The sequence below is a fragment of the Citrobacter sp. R4 genome, from assembly GCF_026719175.1.
GTDB lineage: Bacteria > Pseudomonadota > Gammaproteobacteria > Enterobacterales > Enterobacteriaceae > Citrobacter_A > Citrobacter_A sedlakii.
The window spans coordinates 147,283-170,622 of sequence record NZ_JAPPSU010000006.1 but is presented as its reverse complement, the minus strand read 5'-3'; the positions used below and the strand labels follow the sequence as shown (position 1 = coordinate 170,622).

The 23,340-nt window shown below is 55.8% G+C and carries 17 protein-coding genes and 1 riboswitch; of the genes, 6 read left to right on the top strand and 11 right to left on the bottom strand.

The window, feature by feature from the left end:
• Positions 1-3 precede the first annotated feature (3 nt).
• Positions 4-2,343, bottom strand: a complete 2,340-nt coding sequence (lptD, locus tag OOJ60_RS14735; RefSeq protein WP_042290133.1) for an LPS assembly protein LptD — start codon at positions 2,341-2,343, stop codon at positions 4-6.
• Positions 2,344-2,598: 255 nt separating this feature from the next.
• Between lptD and djlA the strand changes: the two genes are divergently transcribed.
• Complete coding sequence (djlA, locus tag OOJ60_RS14730; protein ID WP_042290130.1) at positions 2,599-3,411, top strand: co-chaperone DjlA; 813 nt, start codon at positions 2,599-2,601, stop codon at positions 3,409-3,411.
• 40 nt (positions 3,412-3,451) lie between these two features.
• Here djlA and rluA read toward each other — a convergent pair whose 3' ends face one another.
• From rluA to polB, 3 genes are all read right to left on the bottom strand, one after another.
• Positions 3,452-4,111, bottom strand: a complete 660-nt coding sequence (rluA, locus tag OOJ60_RS14725; protein WP_042290127.1) for a bifunctional tRNA pseudouridine(32) synthase/23S rRNA pseudouridine(746) synthase RluA — start codon at positions 4,109-4,111, stop codon at positions 3,452-3,454.
• A gap of 11 nt (positions 4,112-4,122) precedes the next feature.
• A complete protein-coding gene (gene rapA, locus OOJ60_RS14720) occupies positions 4,123-7,029 on the bottom strand; it encodes an RNA polymerase-associated protein RapA (protein WP_199956935.1) in 2,907 nt (968 codons plus the stop codon).
• Positions 7,030-7,309: 280 nt separating this feature from the next.
• On the bottom strand, positions 7,310-9,661 hold the full coding sequence (polB, locus tag OOJ60_RS14715) for a DNA polymerase II (RefSeq protein WP_205612780.1): 2,352 nt from the start codon (positions 9,659-9,661) through the stop codon (positions 7,310-7,312).
• A 431-nt stretch (positions 9,662-10,092) separates the two neighbouring features.
• Here polB and OOJ60_RS14710 point away from each other — a divergent pair, with 431 nt between their 5' ends.
• Positions 10,093-10,476, top strand: a complete 384-nt coding sequence (locus OOJ60_RS14710; protein ID WP_042290118.1) for a DUF4751 family protein — start codon at positions 10,093-10,095, stop codon at positions 10,474-10,476.
• A 38-nt stretch (positions 10,477-10,514) separates the two neighbouring features.
• Here OOJ60_RS14710 and araD read toward each other — a convergent pair whose 3' ends face one another.
• The 3 genes from araD to araB all read right to left on the bottom strand — a co-directional run bounded on the left by araD (position 10,515) and on the right by araB (position 14,526).
• Entirely contained in the window at positions 10,515-11,210 is a 696-nt protein-coding gene (gene araD / locus OOJ60_RS14705; RefSeq protein ID WP_205612779.1) for an L-ribulose-5-phosphate 4-epimerase, read from the bottom strand.
• 93 nt (positions 11,211-11,303) lie between these two features.
• Positions 11,304-12,806 carry an L-arabinose isomerase gene (gene araA / locus OOJ60_RS14700; protein ID WP_181821987.1) on the bottom strand — a complete coding sequence of 501 codons (1,503 nt, stop codon included), beginning with the start codon at positions 12,804-12,806 and terminating at the stop codon, positions 11,304-11,306.
• Positions 12,807-12,816: 10 nt separating this feature from the next.
• Positions 12,817-14,526 (bottom strand): ribulokinase, encoded by a 1,710-nt coding sequence (gene araB, locus OOJ60_RS14695; protein ID WP_042290110.1) that lies wholly within the window; start codon positions 14,524-14,526, stop codon positions 12,817-12,819.
• 339 nt (positions 14,527-14,865) lie between these two features.
• On the opposite strand from araB, the gene araC reads away from it, so the two are divergent.
• Positions 14,866-15,744, top strand: a complete 879-nt coding sequence (araC, locus tag OOJ60_RS14690; RefSeq protein ID WP_042290107.1) for an arabinose operon transcriptional regulator AraC — start codon at positions 14,866-14,868, stop codon at positions 15,742-15,744.
• Between the two features lie 85 nt (positions 15,745-15,829).
• Entirely contained in the window at positions 15,830-16,597 is a 768-nt protein-coding gene (locus OOJ60_RS14685) for a DedA family protein (protein WP_060570740.1), read from the top strand.
• Between the two features lie 85 nt (positions 16,598-16,682).
• On the opposite strand, the gene thiQ is transcribed toward OOJ60_RS14685, so the two are convergent.
• The 4 genes from thiQ to sgrR form a co-directional block, all read right to left on the bottom strand.
• A complete protein-coding gene (thiQ, locus tag OOJ60_RS14680; RefSeq protein ID WP_042290102.1) occupies positions 16,683-17,381 on the bottom strand; it encodes a thiamine ABC transporter ATP-binding protein ThiQ in 699 nt (232 codons plus the stop codon).
• On the bottom strand, positions 17,365-18,975 hold the full coding sequence (thiP, locus tag OOJ60_RS14675; protein WP_060570739.1) for a thiamine/thiamine pyrophosphate ABC transporter permease ThiP: 1,611 nt from the start codon (positions 18,973-18,975) through the stop codon (positions 17,365-17,367). The genes thiQ and thiP overlap by 17 nt, the downstream gene beginning before the upstream one ends.
• Positions 18,951-19,934 (bottom strand): thiamine ABC transporter substrate binding subunit, encoded by a 984-nt coding sequence (thiB, locus tag OOJ60_RS14670; RefSeq protein ID WP_205612778.1) that lies wholly within the window; start codon positions 19,932-19,934, stop codon positions 18,951-18,953. The genes thiP and thiB overlap by 25 nt, the downstream gene beginning before the upstream one ends.
• A 32-nt stretch (positions 19,935-19,966) precedes the next feature.
• A riboswitch (TPP riboswitch) is annotated at positions 19,967-20,091 on the bottom strand.
• Between the two features lie 33 nt (positions 20,092-20,124).
• On the bottom strand, positions 20,125-21,780 hold the full coding sequence (gene sgrR / locus OOJ60_RS14665) for an HTH-type transcriptional regulator SgrR (RefSeq protein ID WP_060570737.1): 1,656 nt from the start codon (positions 21,778-21,780) through the stop codon (positions 20,125-20,127).
• A 93-nt stretch (positions 21,781-21,873) separates the two neighbouring features.
• Between sgrR and sgrT the strand changes: the two genes are divergently transcribed.
• Positions 21,874-21,987, top strand: a complete 114-nt coding sequence (gene sgrT, locus OOJ60_RS14660; protein WP_042290093.1) for a glucose uptake inhibitor SgrT — start codon at positions 21,874-21,876, stop codon at positions 21,985-21,987.
• A gap of 117 nt (positions 21,988-22,104) precedes the next feature.
• Positions 22,105-23,283: a sugar efflux transporter gene (locus tag OOJ60_RS14655; RefSeq protein WP_042290091.1), complete on the top strand. Its 1,179-nt coding sequence runs from the start codon at positions 22,105-22,107 to the stop codon at positions 23,281-23,283.
• Positions 23,284-23,340: the final 57 nt, after the last annotated feature.

Below are 23,340 nucleotides of genomic sequence, written 5' to 3'. Positions count from 1 at the left end.
CTATTACAGAGTGCTTTGATACGGCAATATGTTGGAGCGCAGCATCTCTTTCGTGCCGAGACCGTAGTTGGAGCTCAGACCGCGAAGTTCGATGTTGAATCCAATAATATTGTCATATACCGCGTGTTCTTTTTCGTTTTCCCAGCCGTTCAGCTTACGCTCGTAACCGACGCGGATCGCGTAACAGCAGGAGTTGTATTGCAGACCCAACATCTGGTCGGCAGGTTTATTCACGTTGGTATCGTAGTAGTAAGCGCCAACGACAGACCAGCGGTCGGCGATCGGCCAACTGGCGACAGCGCCCACCTGGTTGATACCGTTTTTGTACTGCTCAGCCGTCGAGTAGTAACTCGGCAGCGTAGCCTGGATATACTCCGGGCTGGCGTAACGGTAGTTCAACTGTACCAGGCGGTCTTCGTCGCGACGGTATTCGATACTGGAACTGCTGGTCGCGACGCTGTCCAGACGGGTATCGTACTGAATACCGCCACGCAGTCCCCAGCGCTCAGAAATACGCCAGTATGTGTCGCCTGCCCATACCAGAGAGCCTTTTTGGTCATCATTCTCCCACTTAATGTTGTCATCGCCGGTGCGAGACTCGGTGAAATAGTAGATTTGACCAACAGAAACGTTAAAACGTTCAACCGCCGCGTCATCATATACGCGGGATGTGACGCCGGTCGTGACCTGATTCGCCGAGGCGATACGGTCCAGGCCGCCATAGGTGCGATCGCGGAACAGACCGGTATAGTCAGACTGCAGCAAAGAGGAGTCGTAGTTGTAAATTTTGCTCTGATCGCGATACGGCACGTACAGGTACTGCGCGCGCGGCTCCAGCGTCTGGGTGTATCCCGGCGCGAGCATGTTCATATCACGTTCGAATACCATTTTGCCGTCAACCTTGAACTGCGGCATAACGCGGTTCACCGAATCATCATATTGCGGATAATTCTCGAGGTTCTTTTGCTGGTAGTGCGTCGCCATCAATTTCGCTTCGGTGTTGAGGCTTCCCCACTTGTTTGACAGCGGCAGATTGATGGTTGGCTCCAGGTGCAAACGCGTCGCTTCCGGCATGTTGTCTTTGGTGTTGACAAAATGCACAGCCTGGCCGTAGATACGGGTGTCAAACGGACCGACGTCATTCTTATAGTAGTTAACGTCCAGCTGAGGCTCTGCGGAGTAACTACTGTTATTTTGATCGCTAAAGACCTGGAACTGCTTGGTCGACACGGTGGCGTCGAAGTTTTCTACCGCGTAACCGACGCTGAATTTCTGCGTGGCGTAACCGTCGGTACTGGAACCGTACTTATTGTCGAAATCGTTAAAGTAGCTGGAGTCGCTGACTTTGGTGTAGTCGACATTGAAGCGCCACACCTGATCCATCACCCCGGAGTGCTGCCAGTAAAACAGCCAGCGGCGCGAGTTATCGTCTTTGGGATGCTCATCGTCATAGACGCGGTCAGAGTTCAGATAGTCGAACTCCATCAGGCCAGCGCCCGCTTGCGTCAGATAGCGGAATTCGTTCTCCCACATTATCCCGCCGCGACGGTGCATGTAGTGCGGCGTGATGGTCGCGTCCATATTCGGCGCGATGTTCCAGTAATAAGGAAGATAGAACTCGAAATAGTTTTTCGACGTGTACTTCGCGTTCGGGATCAGGAAACCTGAGCGACGCTTATCCCCCACCGGCAATTGCAGGTACGGGCTGTAAAAAATCGGAACCGGACCCACTTTAAAGCGGGCGTTCCAGATTTCCGCAACCTGTTCTTCACGGTCGTGGATCACTTCGCTACCGACCACGCTCCAGGTATCAGAACCCGGCAGACAGGAGGTGAAGCTGCCGTTCTCAAGGATGGTATAGCGGTTTTCACCGCGCTGTTTCATCAGGTCGGCTTTACCGCGGCCCTGACGGCCCACCATCTGGTAATCACCTTCCCAGACGTTGGTATCTTTTGTGTTCAGGTTTGCCCAGCCCTTCGGCCCTTTGAGGATCACCTGGTTGTCGTCGTAATGGACGTTACCGAGCGCATCGACGGTGCGTACTGGCTCTGGCTGGCCTGGCGCGGCTTTCTGATGCAACTGCACCTCATCGGCCTGCAGACGGCTGTTGCCCTGCATGATGTCCACATTGCCGCTAAACACCGCGTCATCGGGATAATTTCCTTTCGCATGATCGGCATTAATGGTGACAGGGAGTTCATTCGTCTCGCCCTGTACCAGAGGACGGTCATAGCTTGGCACGCCCAACATACATTGTGAGGCGAGGCTGGCTGCCAGACCCTGCTGACTGTACAGGGCGGTGGCAATCATGGTGGCCAGGAGGGTGGGAATACGTTTTTTCATACGTTGTATTTTATTGTTCCATCATCAGTAGCGTCGCGCGTGACAAACCGCCACAGCCTAACTTACTCATGTTCGTAGTGCTAGTGTTAATCCTGCCGGGATAGCGTCTGTGGTGTTAGTCACGGCTGTGAATGACAGGTATGATAATGCAAATTATAGGCGATGTCCCACAATTGACCGTTGCCGTGAAACGGTAAAAAGCGACTTATTTTGCGGGACATAACCTCACCAGGCGTGAGACAAATTGGGGAGTTTATGCAGTACTGGGGAAAAATTATTGGCGTGGCCGTGGCTCTGATGATGGGCGGCGGCTTCTGGGGCGTGGTTCTCGGGCTGTTAATCGGCCATATGTTTGACAAAGCCCGCAGCCGAAAAATGGCGTGGTTTGCCAACCAGCGTGAACGTCAGGCGCTGTTTTTTGCCACTACCTTTGAGGTGATGGGGCACTTAACGAAATCAAAAGGACGGGTGACCGAAGCGGATATCCATGTGGCAAATGTGCTTATGGATCGAATGAATTTACATGGCGAATCGCGATCTGCGGCGCAAAACGCGTTCCGCGTCGGAAAATCAGACAATTACCCACTGCGTGAAAAAATGCGTCAGTTTCGTAGCGTCTGTTTTGGTCGTTTCGACCTGATTCGTATGTTTCTGGAGATTCAAATCCAGGCGGCATTTGCCGACGGCTCGCTGCACCCGAACGAACGCGAAGTGCTGTATGTGATTGCCGAAGAGCTGGGCATTTCCCGCGTTCAGTTTGAGCAATTCCTGCGTATGATGCAGGGCGGCGCGCAGTTTGGCGGTGGTTACCAGCAGCAATCCGGCGGTGGCTGGCAGCAGACGCAGCGCGGTCCGACGCTGGAGGACGCCTGTAACGTGCTGGGGGTGAAGCCCTCTGATGATGCAACCACCATCAAACGCGCCTACCGTAAGCTCATGAGCGAACATCACCCGGACAAACTGGTCGCTAAAGGGTTACCGCCAGAAATGATGGAGATGGCGAAGCAGAAAGCGCAGGAAATTCAGAAAGCATATGAATTAATCAAAGACCAGAAAGGATTTAAGTGAGTCGTTTACCGGATGGCGCAGCGCCATCCGGTAAACAAAGTTAAAAATCGGCAGGCGCTTTAAACGTCATGCTGTTGCCGTAAGCGGGATGGGTAATGGTGAGCGTTTCGGCGTGCAACAGCAGTCGCGGCGCCATTGCCAGCGCTTCCGGGGTGGCGTAAAAGCGATCGCCGAGGATCGGATGACCGAGCGCCAGCATATGGACACGAAGCTGATGCGAGCGTCCGGTGATGGGTTTGAGCACCACGCGGGCGCTGTTATCCGCCGCATAGTCCACCACTTCATACCCGGTCTGCGCCGCTTTACCGGTCTCGTAGCAGACCTTCTGCTTTGGCCGGTTTGGCCAGTCGCAAATAAGCGGTAGATCAATCAGCCCCTCGGCGGGCTGAGGATGTCCCCACACCCGCGCGACGTACTGTTTTTTTGGCTCGCGCTCGCGAAACTGGCGCTTCAGTTCACGTTCCGCCGCTTTGGTTAACGCAACGACAATCACGCCGCTGGTGGCCATATCCAGTCGGTGCACCGACTCTGCCTGTGGATAGTCGCGCTGGATGCGCGTCATGATGCTGTCTTTATGCTCGTCAAGACGCCCCGGCACGGACAACAAGCCGCTCGGCTTGTTGACCACCATAATGTGTTCATCCTGGTACAGAATCACCAGCCAGGGATCCTGCGGCGGATTGTAGTTCTCCATTCCCATCTTCAGCTCCGTTACTGATGCGTAACGACAATCAGACGTAACGCATCAAGTCGCCATCCGGCCTGGTTCAGGCTTTCCAGCACCTGCTGACGGTTGCTCTCAATCGCCGCCAGCTCATCGTCGCGGATGTTTGGATTGACGGCGCGCAGCGCTTCCAGACGCGAAAGCTCTGCCGACAGTTTTTCATCAGCTTCATGACGCGCGGCGTCAATCAGCGCACGGGCAGATTTCTCAACCTGCGCTTCGCCCTGTTGCAGAATCGCATGCACATCCTGCTGCACCGCATTAACCAGTTTGCTGCCGGTGTGACGGTTAACGGCGCTCAGCTGACGGTTAAAGGTTTCGAACTCCACCTGCGCGGCCAGGTTATTACCGTTTTTATCCAGCAACAGGCGCACCGGCGTCGGCGGCAGGAAGCGGTTAAGCTGAAGCTGCTTCGGTGCCTGCGCCTCGACGACGTATACCAGTTCCAGCAACAGCGTGCCGACCGGCAGCGCCTTGTTCTTCAGCAGCGAAATGGTGCTGCTGCCGGTATCGCCGGAGAGGATCAGATCCAGGCCGTTACGAATAAGCGGATGCTCCCAGGTAATAAACTGCGCGTCTTCCCGCGACAGCGCCACATCACGTTCAAAGGTGATGGTGCAGCCATCTTCCGGCAGGCCCGGGAAGTCCGGCACCAGCATATGGTCGGACGGCGTCAACACAATCAGGTTTTCGCCGCGATCGTCCTGGTTAATGCCGACGATATCAAACAGGTTCATGGCAAAGGCGATCAGACTGGTGTCGTCATCCTGCTCTTCAATGCTTTCAGCAAGTTGCTGCGCTTTCTCGCCACCGTTGGAATGGATCTCCAGCAGGCGGTCGCGCCCCTGTTCCAGCTGTGCTTTTAGCGCCTCATGCTGCTCACGGCAGGTTTTGATCAGATCGTCGAATCCGTCCGTCTCTTCCGGCGCCGCCAGGTAACCAATCAGGTTGTTGTAGACCGCATCGTAAATGGCGCGGCCGGTCGGGCAGGTATGTTCAAACGCGTCCAGTCCTTCGTGATACCAGCGTACCAGCACCGACTGGGCGGTTTTTTCCAGGAAAGGCACGTGGATCTGAATATCGTGGGCCTGACCAATACGGTCGAGACGACCAATACGCTGCTCCAGCAGGTCCGGGTTAAACGGTAGATCAAACATCACCAGGTTGCTGGCAAACTGGAAGTTACGACCTTCAGAACCGATTTCAGAGCACAGCAGCACCTGGGCGCCGCTGTCTTCTTCGCCAAACCAGGCGGCGGCGCGGTCGCGTTCAATAATCGACATGCCTTCGTGGAACACGGCGGCGCGGATGCCTTCGCGTTCACGCAGCACCTGTTCCAGTTGCAGAGCGGTGGTCGCTTTGGCGCAGATGACCAGTACTTTTTGCGAGCGATGGCTGGTCAGATAGCCCATCAGCCATTCAACGCGCGGGTCGAAGTTCCACCAGGTGCCGGTATCGCCTTCAAACTCCTGATAAATTTGTTCCGGATACAGCATGTCGCGCGCTCTGTCTTCCGCGTTTTTGCGGGCGCCCATGATGCCGGACACTTTAATCGCCGTCTGATACTGCGTCGGCAGCGGCAACTTAATGGTATGCAGCTCGCGTTTCGGAAAACCTTTCACGCCGTTACGGGTGTTACGGAACAGGACGCGGCTGGTGCCGTGGCGGTCCATCAGCATGGAGACCAGTTCCTGTCGGGCACTTTGCGCGCCGTCGCGGTCGCTGTTTGCCGTTTGCAGCAGCGGCTCAATATCCTGCTCGCCGATAAGCTCGCCCAACATATTCAGTTCGTCATTGCTGAGTTTATTACCTGCCAGCAGCATGGCGACGGCGTCGGCGACCGGGCGGTAGTTCTTCTGTTCTTCGACAAATTGGGCGAAGTCGTGGAAGCGGCTCGGATCGAGTAAACGTAAACGGGCAAAGTGGCTTTCCATCCCCAGTTGCTCCGGGGTGGCGGTCAGCAGCAGAACGCCAGGCACGCGTTCTGCCAGTTGCTCAATCGCCAGATACTCGCGGCTTGGCGCGTCTTCGCTCCAGACCAGATGGTGCGCTTCGTCAACGACCATGAGATCCCATTCGGCGTCGCACAGATGCTCCAGGCGCTGTTTGTTACGGCGGGCGAAATCAAGCGAGCAGATCACTAACTGTTCCGTTTCAAACGGGTTGTAAGCGTCGTGCTGCGCTTCGGCGTAACGCTCATCATCGAACAGGGCGAAGCGCAGGTTGAAACGGCGCAGCATTTCAACCAGCCACTGATGCTGTAAGGTTTCGGGAACGATAATAAGTACGCGCTCCGCCGCGCCGGACAGCAGTTGTTGATGAAGGATCATGCCGGCTTCAATGGTTTTGCCTAAACCGACTTCATCCGCCAGCAGAACGCGTGGCGCATGGCGGCGACCCACGTCATGGGCGATGTTTAGCTGGTGTGGAATCAGGCTGGTACGCTGGCCGCGCAGGCCGCTCCACGGCATGCGGTACTGCTCGCTCTGAAATTTACGCGCGCGGTAGCGCAGCGCAAAGCGGTCCATGCGATCGATTTGTCCGGCAAACAGGCGATCCTGGGGTTTACTGAACACCAGTTTGCTGTCCAGCAGGACTTCGCGCAGCATTACGCCGCTTTCTTCGGTGTCCAGACGGGTGCCAATGTAGACGAGCAAACCGTTTTCTTCTTTTACTTCATCGATTTGCAGCTGCCAGCCTTCGTGGCTGGTAATGGTATCGCCAGGGTTGAACATCACGCGGGTTACAGGGGAGTCACTGCGCGCATACAAACGGTTTTCGCCGGTAGAAGGGAAAAGCAGGGTGACGGTACGCGCATCCATGGCGACAACGGTTCCAAGTCCCAGTTCGCTTTCTGTATCGCTGATCCAGCGTTGACCAAGTGTAAAAGGCATATTTTGTTCGGCTCTATATCTTTAATTGCAGGCAATACTCGACATACTTCAGGCTGCAGATGCGTTGGCGCGACTCGCTCACTCCCGTCACTTACCCTCAGGAAGCGTCTGCGGATTTGCTGCGTCGTCGCCAGCCCGTCACTCGAATTATGGTGAGTATAACGATCCTGCCGCCATGCCTGGCGCCTACCGGGATAGTCGCTAAGTGGGCAGCAAGATTATTTGGGTCCAGGAATGGAAAGGGCGCTATGGTAATGGATGGCGGCGGATTCGTCACGCGTCAAAATAACCCTAATTGTCCTGTCAGTAGTGTAGCAAAATTATCGTCGATGAAAGGCAGGATACCTTCAGCGACGGGCTGCAGCTGGCGCGTCAGGTAATGCTCGTAATCCAGCGGCGAACGTTGGTAATCGTGCGGCTCCGGGCCGTTAATCGTCCAGACGTACTTTATGGTGCCACGGTTCTGGTATTGCGCTGGACGACCCCGCTTCAGGTTTTCTTCATCCGCCAGCCGCGCCGCGCGGACATGGGGCGGAACGTTGCGCTGGTATTCGCTCAGCGGACGACGCAGCCGCTTGCGGTAAACCAGCCGATCGTCAAGCTCACCGGCCATCAGTTTAGCGATCGTTTCCCGCACGTAGTCCTGATAGGGTTCATGACGGAAAATTCGCAGGTACAGATCCTGCTGGAACTGCTGCGCGAGCGGCGTCCAGTCGGTACGCACGGTCTCCAGCCCTTTAAAGACCATCCGTTGCGCATCGCCTTCCTGGATAAGCCCGGCATAGCGCTTTTTACTGCCGGTATCCGCACCGCGAATGGTCGGCATCAAAAAGCGGCAAAAATGCGTCTCGTACTCCAGCTCAAGCGCGCTGTTGAGGTTTTGCCGCTGCAGTTCCTGCTTCCACCAGGCGTTGACGTGATCAACCAGCGAGCGGCCAATTTCCGCCGCGTCTGCTTCACTGTGGGTGCGTTTCAGCCAGACAAACGTGGAGTCTGTGTCGCCATAGATCACATCATAACCTTGCGCTTCAATCAGCGTTTTGGTCTGGCGCATGATCGCATGGCCACGCATGGTAATTGACGAGGCCAGCCGGGGATCGAAGAATCGACAGGCGGTGGTGCCGAGTACGCCGTAAAAGGCATTCATAATGATTTTGAGCGCCTGGGAAAGCGGTTTATTCCCCTGACGTTTGGCTTCGTCGCGACCTTGCCAGATCGTGGTCACGATTTCTGGCAGACAGTGTTTTTCCCGTGAAAACCAGGCATCAAGGAAACCTTCGGTGCTGTGCGCGGGATCCGGGTGCGCCATCCCTTCGACCAGACCCACCGGGTCGATCAAAAAGGTGCGGATAATTGACGGATACAGGCTTTTGTAATCCAGCACCAGCACAGAGTCGTACAACCCGGGGCGTGAATCCATCACGTAGCCGCCTGGACTGGCGTGCGGGGGAACCTCGCCGAGATTGGGCGCAACATAACCTGCCCGATGCATTCGCGGGAAATAGAGGTGTCCAAAGGCAGCGACCGAACCGCCGTGGCGATCGGCAGGTAAACCATTGACCGTGGCGCGTTCCAACAGAAACGGCATAATCTCGGTTTTATGGAAGATCCGGGTGACCAGCTCGCAGTCTTTCAGGTTGTAAGTGGCGAGCGCGGGTTTGTCTTCAGCGAACCGGCGGTCGATTTCATCCATACGATCCCACGGGTTATCAATCGACTTGCCTTCGCCGAGTAATTCCTGCGAGACGGCCTCAAGGGAAAATGACGAGAAGTTCCAGAAGGCTGACTTCAGCGCTTCTATGCCATCGATAATGAGTCGACCTCTGGCCTGAGCGAAGAATACGCCATTTTTAAACCCGTGCTCGCGCCATTCCAGTTCGCTGTTGTCGCGGCCAAAGCGCAGCGGAACGCGGTAGCGCTCGGCGTGCTTTTGCAGCATGCGCAGATCGAACTGCACGACATTCCAGCCGATGATGACGTCCGGGTCATAGCGGGCAATCCATTCATTCAACTTTTCCAGAAGCTGTGGGCGGCTGGCGACGTACTCAAGCTGGAAGTCGAGCGTGGAAGCGTCGCCGTTCGCCGGGCCAAGCATATACACGGTGCGCTGGCCGCAGCCTTCCAGGCCAATACAATACAGTTCGCCGTGGCGGGTGGTTTCGATATCCAGTGAGAGCCATTTCAGCGGCGGACGATAGTCAGGATGCGGCTTGAGCCGCGCATTGACGATTGCGCCGTGACGCGCTTCGCCTTCTACCCACACCGGGGAGGTGATAAACCGTTCCATCAGGTAACGCTCTGGCGGACGCACATCGCCTTCGTACACCGTGACGCCATTTTCCCGCAGCAGCTTTTCCAGACGCATTAGCTGTCGGTGCGAACGGCAATAAAGCCCAGACACCGGTTGGCGATGAAAATCTCTGAGACGAAGCGGCGCCAGGCGATAGCCGTTTTCGGCGGCCAGAAGTGATTTTACCCGTGGCGTCTGCTGTTCTGGGAAAAAGGCGACGGATTCCTGAGGGGCAAGCGTCACCTGCAAAGGTCCGCTGTCTGTAGCCAGCCAGAATGAGACCTCTGTTCCCTGCGACGTATCCCGCCAGTGTCGGGTTAAAATAAAACCTGCCTGCGCCACGCTGTATACCTGTTCGCTTATGTGTCTTCAGTATAACCTGGTTTGAAAATAAATACTGTTATTTTGTACAGTAATTGACGAATGCAACCTTTATAAAGTCTGAATGAGGACATTATATATAATTCGGATTAGTGCCTGTTTGATTTTGTTACTTGTTTCTCGGAATAGCAAAATTTAGCAATTTTTATTTGTTTTCATTAAACGTAAGTGTAAAACTTTCTTTTGAAACGCCCGATTGCTTTGACTGAATATAATATATATTTGGGTAACTTATCGATAAAATATAATATATATTTAAATTTATCTATTTCTGAATAAAAAGGATGCGGTTCGATTTCGTCGGGAATATCTCTCTGTTATCATTTTGTTTTAAGCGGATGATTATTGTTCAGCTTAGGGAACGGGCGTTTTCTTTTTCATGGAGTGGGTATATGAATGAATTTACTCGAATACATCAGAATAATTATCATAACTATGTTTTTGTAAATACGCTGGTTTCAAGGCCGTCGGTGAACACCGTCAGTAAATATATTGAGTATAAAACATGGACCGGGCAGATTTGGCGCACTGAAACTATTGAAGATGGAAATGCGTTTTTCCATTGGCAAGGTCACGATCGTCGAAATGGCCATCGCGATACGGTGATTAATTATTTTTTACACGGGCAACGGTGGCAGTCAACGATCGTTGATTACGTCTTTTTTCATTCTCTGGAAGGGGAGGAAATACGCGGTTATTTTGATAATGCGATAGAATATATCAGCGCGAATAATTGTTTATTCAAAAGTCGATTCGCCGAATATCTTCCCGAATAAATAAGTTGCGCGTCTCTGTCCGGACGCGCAACGGCGTGTTACTGGCCGTAATAGGCTTTTGCGCCATGCTTGCGCAGATAATGTTTATCAAGCAGGGTTTGTTGCATATCGGGTAGCTGCGGGGCAAGCTGGCGACAGAAAATCCCCATGTAGGCGACCTCTTCCAGCACTATGGCGTTATGCACCGCATCTTCAGCATTCTTACCCCAGGCGAAGGGGCCGTGAGAATGTACCAGTACGCCCGGCATCTGGGCGGCATCAATGCCCTGTTTTTCGAAGGTTTCCACGATCACATTGCCGGTTTCCCATTCATACTCGCCGTTAATTTCCGCATCGGTCATTTTACGCGTGCAGGGAATCGTACCGTAGAAATAGTCGGCGTGGGTGGTACCGGTGGCAGGGATCGGCTGTCCGGCCTGTGCCCAGATGGTTGCGTGGCGGGAATGCGTGTGTACGATACCGCCAATTGATGGAAAAGCCTGATACAACAGGCGGTGTGTGGGGGTATCGGAAGACGGTTTTTTCGTTCCTTCCACGACTTCACCTGTCGCAAGGCTGACCACCACCATATCCCCGGCGGTCATCGCGTTGTATTCAACGCCGGACGGTTTGATGATGAACACGCCGCGCTCGCGGTCAACGGCGCTGACATTCCCCCAGGTGAGCGTCACCAGATTATGCTGCGGCAAAGCCAGATTCGCTTCCAGCACCTGGCGTTTAAGAGCGTCTAACATGTTTGTCTCCTTGCCTGATGGCGGCGTAAACGCCTTATCCGGCCTACACCTTGATCAGGCCGGATAAGTGAGGCGTATCAGGCAATTACCTGGTTAACGTTTGAATCCGTAATAGACTTCATTCCAGCGCAGCGCGTCTTTAAAGGCGGGCAGGCGGGTTTCGTTATCAATAACGGCGATTTCGATATCGTGCATTTCAGCAAACTGGCGCATATCGTTCAGATCCAGCGCGTGGCTGAAGACGGTATGGTGGGCGCCGCCCGCCAGGATCCACGCTTCAGAGGCGGTAGGCAGGTCCGGCTGCGCTTTCCACAGCGCATTGGCGACCGGCAGTTTCGGCAGCGAGTGCGGCGTTTTGACGGTGTCGATGCAGTTCACCAGCAGGCGGTAGCGATCGCCCAGGTCGATCAGGCTGGCGACAATCGCCGGACCGGTTTGGGTGTTGAAGATCAGACGCGCGGGATCGTCTTTACCGCCAATGCCGAGATGCTGCACGTCGAGGATCGGTTTTTCTTCCACCGCGATGGTCGGACACACTTCCAGCATGTGCGAGCCAAGCACCAGATCGTTGCCTTTCTCGAAGTGGTAGGTGTAGTCCTCCATAAATGAGGTGCCGCCCTGCAGACCGGTTGACATCACCTTCATGATGCGAAGCAGAGCGGCGGTTTTCCAGTCGCCTTCGCCAGCGAAGCCGTAGCCCTGCTGCATCAGACGCTGTACGGCCAGTCCCGGGAGCTGTTTCAGGCCGTGCAAATCTTCAAAAGTGGTGGTAAACGCGTGAAAGCCGCCCTGTTCGAGGAAACGCTTCATTCCCAGCTCGATGCGCGCCGCTTCCAGCACGTTCTGCCGTTTTTCGCCGTGGATCTGCGTTGCAGGCGTCAGGGTGTAGCGGCTTTCATACTCGTCGATCAGCGCGTTGATATCGCCGTCGCTGATGGAATTAACCACCTGCACCAGATCGCCCACCGCCCAGGTATTCACCGAGAAGCCGAACTTGATCTGTGCGGCGACCTTATCGCCGTCAGTGACCGCCACTTCGCGCATGTTATCGCCGAAACGGCAGACCTTCAGATGACGCGTATCCTGTTTTGAGACCGCGTGACGCATCCACGAGCCGATACGATCCTGTGCCGTCTTATCCTGCCAGTGACCGGTGACTACGGCATGCTGCTGACGCATACGCGCGCCGATGAAACCGAACTCGCGACCGCCGTGTGCGGTCTGGTTCAGGTTCATAAAGTCCATATCAATACTATCCCACGGCAGGGCGGCGTTGAACTGAGTGTGGAACTGAAGCAGCGGCTTATTAAGGGTCGTCAGTCCATTGATCCACATTTTCGCAGGAGAGAACGTATGCAGCCAGACCACCAAACCCGCGCAGCGATCGTCGTAATTTGCATCGCGGCAAATGGCGGTGATCTCATCCGGCGTGGTGCCCAGCGGCTTCAATACCAGTTTGCACGGCAGTTTGGCTTCGCTGTTCAAAGCATTAACGACGTGTTCGGCGTGCTGAGTGACCTGACGCAGCGTTTCTGGCCCGTAAAGGTGCTGGCTACCGATTACAAACCACACTTCATAGTTATCAAAAATTGTCATTGTCGTGTCCTTAATGAGTCAGGGTTGCCTGGTGAGCCGGTGCGTTGATGACCGGGGCGGCAGTCGGAAGATAATGTTGCTCGGCGCTCACCGCCCACTGCTGGTAGCGGCGATAAAGCTGTTCGAAGCGCTGCGCCTGTTCAGGGCGGGGTTGCAGCGTGTTTTCCACCGCACTCGCCATCTTTTGTTGAGCGGCAGGGATGTCGGCATGCACCTTTGCCGCCACGGCGGCAAAGATCGCCGCGCCCAGCGCGCAGCACTGATCGGAGGCGACGATCTGCAACGGGCGATTCAGGACGTCGCAGCAGGCCTGCATAATGACCTTGTTTTTACGGGCGATACCGCCCAGCGCCATGACGTTATTCACCGCAATGCCTTGTTCAGTGAAGCACTCCATAATGGCGCGCGCGCCGAAGGCGGTGGCGGCAATCAGACCGCCGAACAGCGCCGGGGCGTCCGTCGCCAGATTCAGGTCGCTAATGACCCCTTTCAGACGCTGATTGGCGTTTGGCGTACGGCGTCCATTGAACCAGTCGAGTACCACCGGCAGGTGATCGAGCGAAGGATTGTTGGCCCACGCTTCGGTGAGCGCGGGCAGCAGTTGCTTCTGGCTGGCTTTGATCTGCGTTTTTAGCTCAGGATGCTGGGCGGCAAGCTGCTCAAGCGGCCAGCCGAGAATGCGGCCAAACCAGGCATAGATATCGCCAAAGGCGGACTGTCCGGCTTCGAGCCCGATGAAATTGGGGACGACGCTGCCGTCAACCTGACCACAGATCCCTTTCACCGCGCGATCGCCCACGCTTTGCTTATCGGCAATCAGAATGTCGCAGGTTGACGTGCCGATCACTTTTACCAGCGCGTTCGGCTGCGCGCCTGCGCCCACGGCGCCCATATGGCAATCGAACGCGCCGCCGGAGATCACCACGCTCTGCGGCAGGCCGAGACGCTGCGCCCATTCCGCGCACAGCGTGCCAACCGGCAGATCGGCTGTGAAGGTTTCGCTGAATAACGGGTAGGGCAAATGCTGGTTAATGAGGGGATCAAGCTCGTCAAAGAAGCTGGCGGGCGGCAGGCCGCCCCAGCTTTCATGCCACAGCGATTTATGTCCGGCGCTACAGCGCCCGCGGCGGATATCCTGCGGACGGGTAGTGCCAGAAAGCAGGGCGGGCACCCAGTCGCAAAGCTCTATCCACGACACGGCGGCCTGTGCGACGGCACTGTCCTCGCGGGTGACGTGGAGGATTTTCGCCCAGAACCATTCGCTGGAATAAATACCGCCGATATAACGGGAATAGTCCGCTTTGCCCGGCGTATGGCACAGACGGGTAATGGCCTCCGCCTCTTCCACCGCGGTGTGGTCCTTCCACAAAACGAACATCGCGTTTGGGTTTTCAGCAAACTCCGGACGTAGGGCCAGGACGTTACCGTCGGCGTCAATCGGGGCAGGGGTGGAACCTGTGCTGTCGACGCCAATTCCGACCACCTCTGCGCGTTGCGCGGCGCTCAGTTCAGCGAGAACGCTTTTTAGCGCTGCTTCCATTGATTCGATGTAGTCACGCGGATGATGGCGAAACCGGTTGTTCGGGCCATCGCAGTAGCGCCCTTCTTGCCAGCGGGGATACCATTCAACGCTGGTTGCCACTTCGCTGCCGGTGGCGCAATCCACCGCCAGCGCTCGCACTGAATCACTGCCAAAATCGAGGCCTATTGCAATCGCCATCGTCTTACTCCATCCAGAAATACGGGTATGGAGAAACAGTAGTGAGTGGGGATAAAAACCGTCAGGCAGGATCCGCTAATCTTATGGATAAAAATGCTATAGCATTGCAAAGTGTGACGCCGTGCAAATATTCAATGTGGACATTTCTGCCGTAGTTATAGACACTTTTGTTATCAGATTTTATCGCTCTGACCGCGCAGTTTTGTTACAAAATGCTGTGAAAAAGCGGAGTTGATGCTCTGCCAGCAACAACGCCAGGGCAAAGCAGGACGCAGATAACACCCTTTTACGTAATATGGACAATTTGTTTCCTCACCGAACTTCGGGAGTCGTGAAATTATGGCTGAACCGCAAAATGATCCCCTCCTGCCCGGCTACTCGTTTAACGCGCATCTGGTGGCGGGGTTAACGCCCATCGACGCCAACGGCTATCTCGATTTCTTTATCGATCGCCCGCTGGGGATGAAAGGCTATATTCTCAATCTCACCATTCGTGGAGAGGGCGTGATTAATAATCAGGGGAAGCAGTTTGTTTGCCGCCCCGGCGATATTTTGTTGTTTCCACCGGGAGAAATTCATCACTATGGACGTCACCCGGATGCCAGCCAGTGGTATCACCAGTGGGTTTACTTCCGTCCGCGCGCCTACTGGCAAGAATGGCTGGCCTGGCCGCCGATTTTCGCCCAGACCGGTTTTTTCCGCCCTGACGAAGCCCATCAGCCACACTTCAATGAACTGTTCGGTCAGATCATCAGCGCCGGGCAGGGGGAAGGACGCTATTCCGAACTGTTGGCGATTAACCTGCTGGAACAGCTCCTGTTACGCCGTATGGAGGCGATAAACGCCTCGCTGCATCCGCCAATGGACAACCGCGTGCGCGACGCCTGCCAGTATATTAGCGACCATCTCGCCGACAGCCATTTTGATATCGCCAGCGTTGCCCAGCATGTTTGCCTGTCGCCGTCGCGTCTCTCGCATCTGTTCCGCCAGCAGTTGGGCATCAGCGTGCTGAGCTGGCGCGAGGACCAGCGTATCAGCCAGGCGAAACTGCTGCTCAGCACTACGCGTATGCCAATAGCCACCGTCGGACGTAACGTAGGTTTTGACGACCAGCTTTATTTCTCCCGGGTCTTTAAAAAATGCACCGGCGCCAGCCCGAGTGAGTTCCGCGCGGGATGTGAGGAAAAAGTGAATGATGTGTCAGTGAAGGTGTCATAAGCTGTAACTATTCAGACAATTGATGGCTTGACGAAGCAGCGAGGGGTTTGCAGAATCCCTGTTTCGTAAAACTGACGGACGAACTATGCAAGCATTTCTGGAACACTTCATTCTGCAGTCCGCCATGTACGCTTTGATAGCCGTGGTGTTGGTGGCCTTTCTGGAATCGCTGGCGCTGGTCGGTCTGATTTTACCCGGCACCGTACTGATGGCCGGACTGGGCGCGCTAATCGGTAGCGGCGAGCTTAATTTCTGGCACGCGTGGCTGGCGGGGATTGTGGGTTGTCTGCTCGGCGACTGGATCTCATTCTGGCTGGGATGGCGCTTTAAAAAGCCGCTGCATCGCTGGTCATTCCTTAAGAAAAACAAGGCGCTGCTGGATAAAACCGAACATGCGCTGCATCAACATAGTATGTTTACGATCCTGGTCGGACGGTTTGTCGGGCCGACGCGTCCGCTGGTGCCGATGGTGGCAGGAATGCTGGATCTGCCGGTCTCGAAATTTATCACCCCCAATATCATCGGCTGTCTGCTCTGGCCGCCGTTTTACTTTCTGCCGGGGATACTGGCGGGTGCGGCGATCGATATTCCTGCGGGAATGCAGAGCGGCGAGTTTAAATGGCTACTGCTGGCAACGGCGCTCCTGTTATGGGTTGGCGGCTGGCTGTGTTGGCGCCTGTGGCGAAGTGGAAAGGCGGCAACCGACCGGTTAACTGTATTTCTCCCGAAAGCGCGTTTGCTGTGGCTCGCGCCTGGCGTGCTGGCGCTGGGGATTGTTGCGCTGGTGATGCTGATTCGTCATCCGCTAATGCCAGTCTACGTGGATATCCTGCTGAAGGTGGTCGGCGTCTGATTCTGGCTGAAGGATGGCTGCGCGTTATCTGGCCTACAAATGTGTTTCACTGTAGGCCGGGAAAGCGAAGCGTCCATGACAACCATCACCCTTTAATTCCCAGCAATGCCGAGGCGCTGGCTTTCCCACTGACCAGTTCATCGGTTTTGCCTTGCCAGGCGATTCGCCCATCGGCCACGACAACGGAGCGGGGGGCGATGCGGGCGGCGTCCTCCACACTGTGTGAAACCATCAGCAGCGTTAACTGTCGGTTGTGACAGACATCGCTGACTAACGCCAGCATCTCCTGACGCAGGGCGGGGTCGAGAGCGGAAAACGGCTCATCAAGGAGCAACACGGGCTGATCGCGTACCAGACAGCGCGCCAGCGCAACGCGCTGACGTTGACCGCCGGACAGTTCGCCGGGCAGGCGGCGCATCAGGTTGTCGATGCCCATTTGCCGCGCGATATGCATCAGTTTCTCGCGCTGTAGGGCGCTGAGCTTCAACCCCGGATCCAGCCCCAGCCCAATGTTTTGCTGCACGTTCAAATGGCTGAACAGGTTATTTTCCTGAAATAGCATCGACACCGGACGACGAGAAGGGGGAGTAGCGGTATGATCGTCGCCCTCAATCATCAACGTGCCGCTGGCAGGAGTAAGAAAACCGGCGATCAGGTTCAGCAGCGTACTTTTCCCCGCCCCGCTAGGCCCCAGAACGGCTACCTGCTCGCCCCGGGCCACGGAAAGCGTAAAGCGCATCGGCAAATGATGATAAAGCCAGGTTATATCAGTCAGTTTTAGCATGTCGTCCTGGTAATTTCTCGATAGCGGTAAAAAGCATAAAGCACAGCAACAGCAGTAACAGTGCGGTCACGGCGCCGTCCTGACTGCGGTACGAGCCGATTTGTTGGTACAGATAAAACGGCAGCGTCCGAAAATCGTCATTACCGAACAGCGCCACCACGCCAAAATCACCGATGGAAAGCACACAGGCGAAAGCCAGCGCCTGGGCAAGCGGGCGTTTCAGAGCGCGTAACTCCACGACCTTGAGCCGCCGCCAGCCTTCAATCCCCAGCGACTGGCACAGCATTGAGTAGCGGGAGGCGGCGTCACGCATGGGGTTTTCCAGCACCTTTAACGCATAAGGGATCGCCATCAGCGCATTGGTGAAGATCACGATGCCGTCCGCCGACGCCGGCAGACCAATGCTGTTATTGAGCAGCAAAAAGAAACCGGTCGCCAGCACAATGCCGGGCATGGCGAGGATCAGCATTCCGCTCAGTTCCAGCGTTTGCCCTGCCAGCACATGCTGACGGGCCCGCAGTTCGCGGCTACTCCACAGGAGCATCATGGTGAGGATCACGCACAGCAGGCCTGCCGCCAGGGCGATGCGCAGCGAGGTCCACATTGCCTGCCACAGGATCGGTTGCGCCAGTACGTCCCACAGATGGCGGTTGAGGCCATCAACAATAACCGCCAGCAGCGGCGGCAGTAACAACAGTAACGCGAGGAGAATAAGCAGCGTATCGCTAATCCGACTGTGCAGGCGGTCGTCCGGATCGCGCCACCCCTGCACCAGCGTGGTTCCGGGAACGATGGCTTTACTTAAGCGCTGGCTCAGTAGCACCAACGCCAGGCAGCACACCATCTGGATCAACGCCAGCATCGCCGCGCGCGCCGGATCGTAGTCATAGCTCAGCGCCTGATAAATCGCCAGCTCGATAGTGGTCGCCTGTGGCCCGCCGCCGAGCGATAGCACGGTGGCAAAGCTGGCGAAACAGAGCATAAAGATAAGGGCGGCGACGGGCGGGATTTGACGGCGCAACCACGGCCACTCGACGAAACGAAAAAAATGCCAGCCGCGAAGACCAAGTTGGGCGGCGAGCTGACGCTGTTCGCCGGGAATATTTTCCAGCGACTGCAGCAGAAGTCGGCTTGCCATAGGCATATTGAAAAAAACGTGGGCCAGCAGGATACCTTGCAAACCGTAAGGAGAGAAGGTCCATTCCAGCCCGAACGTCTGCCAGAGCGAAGCCAGCCAACCCTGTCGTCCATAGACGCTAAGGATACCAAATACCGCCACCAGCACCGGGAGGATCAGGGTCATCGCGCACAGGCGCAGCAGCGCCAAACGGCCGGGAAAACGACGCCGGTAGAGCGCGCGGGCAAGCCATATCGCCGGGAAGACCGACAGCACAGCTGACAAAAACGCCTGCCAGAAGGAAAAGCGCACCACGTGCCACAGATAACTGTCCTGCCAGAGCGAGGACCATTCCCCCTGCGGCGCGTTAAGCCACAGCGCCAGAAATGCGGCCAGCGCGACCGCCACCATCAGCGTGGCGGCGCTAAGACCGGGCAGCAGCCAGCCGGGAATTAGCGGCTGACGGCGCGTTGCCATTCGCTAATCCAGGCCTGACGGTGGTTTGCCACTTCAGCTGGCGTGAATTCCAGCGTGGTGGTTGGTTTGGTTAACGTCTCAAACCCGGCGGGCAGTGGGGTGGTGGTAACCGGATACATCCAGTTGCCGGTCGGGATGGCGCTCTGGAAGGCGGGCGTGAGAATGAAGCGCAGGAACGTCGTCGCCAGCTCAGGCTGCTTGCTGGCGACGGTGCGCGCCGCCACTTCCACCTGCACGTAATGCCCTTCGCTGAAATTTGCCGCCGCGTAGTTATCCTTTTTCTCTTCGATGAGGTGATACGCGGGAGAGGTGGTATAGCTCAGCACCAAATCGCTTTCTCCCTTCAGGAACAGACCGTACGCTTCGCTCCAGCCTTTGGTGACGGTGACCGTTTTCGCCGCCAGCTTTTGCCAGGCTTCCGGCGCTTTATCGCCATACACTTTTTGCATCCACAGCAGCAGGCCAAGACCCGGCGTACTGGTGCGGGGATCTTCGTAGATCACACGCCATTTTTCCGGACTTTCTACCAACTCTTTCAAACTTTTTGGCGGATTTTTTAGCGTTGTTTTGTTATAGATGAAGGCAAACCAACCGTAATCGTAAGGAATAAACGTGTCGTTATTCCAGGTGAAAGGGACGTTTACGGCATCGGTATGGATCGGTGTTTTAGCGAACAGCCCGGTCTGCGTGGCGGCTTCCAGCAGGTTGTTGTCCAGCCCCAACACCACGTCGGCTTTGCTGTTTTTCCCTTCCATACGCAGGCGATTGAGCAGCGATACGCCATCTTCCAGCGCCACGTATTTCAGTTCGCAATCACAGTGAGCCTCGAACGCTTTTTTGACCGCCGGGCCGGGACCCCAGTCGGCGGCAAACGAATCATAGGTATAAACGGTAAGCACAGGTTTGGCGAACACGGGCGCTGCGCACAGGAGCAGCAGAGGAAGACATTTTTTAAGCACTTTGCACCTCATTAGATGGGTGGCAAAGGATTTTGAGCGGTAGCCTCAAATCCCTTCGCCGGCGTTATCCGGATCAGGTTCGACGGGTATTTTCTCAGCCTGTACACCTCATCCTGAATGACGTTGTGTATGTTTTTCAGCACCCCGTTGAGAACGCCGTTAGTGTAATGATTTTGTTGCTATGCAGCAATCACGGGTCTGGTGGCGCAAACCATGCCGATTTAAAGTCGAACCAGCCAAGTGTGTTCATACGTAAACCGCGCATGCTGCGCTGTCCCTGGATGATCAGCCAGTGGTGAATCAACGGGACGATCGCTTTACTGGCTAACAGTTGCTGACACCAGGCCGCCAGGTTCATCTCACCGGTGCGCCAACGGGCGGCGTCCGCCTCCCAGTCCAGCGGAATGCAGTGCTGCAACAGCGGAACTTCACAGAGATACGCGAACAGCGAAAAGTCGAGTGGAAGGGTGAAGTTGGCGCTGTTCAGCCAGATATCGCTTTCAATGTCTCCGGCGTGCCACTGATCGTAGTCGATCTCCTGTATATTCAGCTTTACCTGATGTTCCGCCAGCAGTTGGCTCATGATCTGCGCAATGACCCGGTGTTCGATATGATCGTGGTAATAGGTCAGGGTGAGGGATTCCAGCCCGGCAGGTTTTTCGCCGTGGCCCGGACGGGCATGATGCCAGCGAGGTAGCAGGCCATAAGCGGGAAACCAGTGGCGCTGATAGTGCTCGTCGGCATAGTAGAGCAGATTACTCGGCGACAGGACGCGACTGACCCACTCCCGGACCTCCTGATTTGCTCCACGGTGGGTGCGGGCGTCAAACAGCAGGTAATAGCAGCCTTCTTCCAGCCGGCTTTCAATGGCCTTTTCATCGTTAGTGGGGCCTTCCAGCGTCAGCGCGCCGGTCGGTTCATCGCCAATATCCGGCAGCACCCAGACGTTAACTTCATCGATTAGCGCCCGATAGCCAAAGAAATCATCAAAAGCATGAATTTTTAACTGATTACGCGTGTTGCGCATTACCGCATAGGGGCCGGTGCCAATAGGATGACTGGCGAAATGGTTCAGCGTTTCCCATTCGCGCGGCAGGATCATCGCGGGCACCTGCGCCAGCAGTAAGGGGAGCCAGCGGTCAGGCTGCGACAGGTGAATATCCAGCGTCCATGGCGTTGGGGAATTGATGCGGGAAATGTGCGAGTACAGTGGCAAGGTGTTAATTCGTGTGAGCGAAGCGATCACGTCGTCCATTTCCAGTTCGCGACCGTGGTGAAAATGAATGCCCGGACGCAGAAAAAAACGCCAGTGTAACGGGGAAATTTGCTGCCAGTGATGCGCAATATCGGCTTCCAGTTCCCCATTTTCCTCATTTACCCGGGTTAAGGCGCTAAAGATTTGACGGGCGATATGCGTTTCTGAGCGCCGCAGCGCCGTACCCGGCAGCAGGTTTTGCAAAGGACGATAATACAGGACGCGCAGGATGTGACGCCCCTGGCGGAAGCTGCGTCCAAGATGTGACACCAGCATCTGGCGAACGGCGGTTTTGTCGCCCACCAGTTGCACCAGTTGATCGATCCGATCCTGTTCCAGCAGATCTTCCGCGCGCTGCTGCTGGAGCGCAAGTCCGGTGTAGAGGAACGTCAGACGAGAGCGTTTGCCACGGCCCACTTCCGCTTCCCACGTCAGCCAGCCGCGCGCCTGCATCGTGTTCAGCAGAGTGCGCATATGGCGACGCGAGCAGTTCAGCAGTTCCGCCAGCTCGTTGAGCGTGGTGTCCTGGGTTTTGCCGTCGCAGCATTGCCACAAACGGATAAATTGTTGTTGCAGACGACCAGAAGACATAAAAGGGGAACTCCAGCGAAAAACTCAGCAATTTTATTATCCCTATATTAGGCCAATAATGAATCCCGATGAAGCACGATGAAGGGGTCAACAATGCGCCAGTTCTATCTGAAGTATTTTTCCGCGACAGAAAAGTTGTCCTGGTTGGCTTGCCTGAGCGCACCGCAGCGCTTAAAGATGCTGGAAGAACTGATGCAGTGGGAGTGACATCGCGATCCCGGATTGGCAGACATCATGTGTGACTGAGTATTGGTGTTATTCACCCCGCCAGCAGGTATTATCTGCTGGCTTTTTTCGTTTCCGCTGCGCGCTAAGGAAAGGTTTATGCTCTGGATCATGACGATGGGACGACGTCTCAACGGTGTTTATGCGGCATTTATGCTGGTCGCCTTTATGATGGGCATCGCGGGCGCGCTACAGGCGCCGACGTTGAGCCTTTTCCTGAGCCGAGAAGTGGGGGCGCAGCCGTTCTGGGTGGGGCTGTTTTACACCGTCAACGCCATCGCCGGGATTGGCGTCAGTCTCGCGCTGGCAAAGCGCTCCGACAGCCAGGGCGACCGGCGCAGACTGATTCTGTTTTGTTGCCTGATGGCCATTGGCAACGCCCTGTTGTTTGCTTTTAACCGTCATTACCTGACGCTGATCACCTGCGGCGTATTGTTGGCGTCGCTGGCGAATACCGCGATGCCGCAGCTGTTTGCGTTGGCGCGGGAATACGCCGACAGCTCGGCGCGGGAAGTGGTGATGTTCAGTTCGGTGATGCGTGCGCAGCTTTCCCTGGCCTGGGTGATCGGCCCGCCGCTGGCGTTTATGCTGGCGCTTAACTATGGCTTTACGGTGATGTTTTCTATTGCTGCCGGAATTTTTGCGCTGAGCTTTGTCCTGATCGCCTTTATGCTGCCATCGGTGGCGCGGGTTGAACAACCGGCCGATGTACCTGTCACCCGGGTTAGCGGCTGGCAGGACAACAACGTTCGCATGCTGTTTATCGCCTCCACGCTAATGTGGACCTGCAACACCATGTACATCATTGATATGCCGCTATGGATCAGCGCTGAGCTGGGGTTGCCGGATAAGCTTGCCGGGATCCTGATGGGGACCGCGGCAGGGCTGGAAATTCCGGCGATGATCCTCGCAGGTTTTTATGTCAAACGCTTTGGCAAGCGCCGGATGATGGTGACTGCAGTAGCGGCGGGCGTGCTGTTTTATCTCGGTCTGATTGTCTTTCACAGCCACGCGGCGCTATTGATTCTCCAGGTGTTCAACGCGGTGTTCATCGGGATCGTCGCCGGAATTGGGATGCTCTGGTTTCAGGATCTGATGCCGGGCAGGGCGGGGTCGGCGACGACGCTCTTCACCAACAGCATCTCAACCGGCGTGATCCTCGCGGGAGTGATTCAGGGGGCGGTGGCGCAGAGCGTCGGGCATTATGCCGTTTACTGGGTGATTGCGGCGATCTCTGTGGTAACGCTGTATATGACCAGCCAGGTGAAGGATGTCTGAGGAGAGAGTATCCGGCCCACAGGAAGGGCGTTTGTGGGCCGGATAGCGCGAAGCCGC

Coding starts and splice junctions, on each gene's coding strand:
- lptD (WP_042290133.1), bottom strand. CDS start 2,343: ATGAAAAAACGTATTCCCACCCTCCTGGCCACCATGATTGCCACCGCC.
- djlA (WP_042290130.1), top strand. CDS start 2,599: ATGCAGTACTGGGGAAAAATTATTGGCGTGGCCGTGGCTCTGATGATG.
- rluA (WP_042290127.1), bottom strand. CDS start 4,111: ATGGGAATGGAGAACTACAATCCGCCGCAGGATCCCTGGCTGGTGATT.
- rapA (WP_199956935.1), bottom strand. CDS start 7,029: ATGCCTTTTACACTTGGTCAACGCTGGATCAGCGATACAGAAAGCGAA.
- OOJ60_RS14710 (WP_042290118.1), top strand. CDS start 10,093: ATGAATGAATTTACTCGAATACATCAGAATAATTATCATAACTATGTT.
- araD (WP_205612779.1), bottom strand. CDS start 11,210: ATGTTAGACGCTCTTAAACGCCAGGTGCTGGAAGCGAATCTGGCTTTG.
- araA (WP_181821987.1), bottom strand. CDS start 12,806: ATGACAATTTTTGATAACTATGAAGTGTGGTTTGTAATCGGTAGCCAG.
- araB (WP_042290110.1), bottom strand. CDS start 14,526: ATGGCGATTGCAATAGGCCTCGATTTTGGCAGTGATTCAGTGCGAGCG.
- araC (WP_042290107.1), top strand. CDS start 14,866: ATGGCTGAACCGCAAAATGATCCCCTCCTGCCCGGCTACTCGTTTAAC.
- OOJ60_RS14685 (WP_060570740.1), top strand. CDS start 15,830: ATGCAAGCATTTCTGGAACACTTCATTCTGCAGTCCGCCATGTACGCT.
- thiQ (WP_042290102.1), bottom strand. CDS start 17,381: ATGCTAAAACTGACTGATATAACCTGGCTTTATCATCATTTGCCGATG.
- thiP (WP_060570739.1), bottom strand. CDS start 18,975: ATGGCAACGCGCCGTCAGCCGCTAATTCCCGGCTGGCTGCTGCCCGGT.
- sgrR (WP_060570737.1), bottom strand. CDS start 21,780: ATGTCTTCTGGTCGTCTGCAACAACAATTTATCCGTTTGTGGCAATGC.
- sgrT (WP_042290093.1), top strand. CDS start 21,874: ATGCGCCAGTTCTATCTGAAGTATTTTTCCGCGACAGAAAAGTTGTCC.
- OOJ60_RS14655 (WP_042290091.1), top strand. CDS start 22,105: ATGCTCTGGATCATGACGATGGGACGACGTCTCAACGGTGTTTATGCG.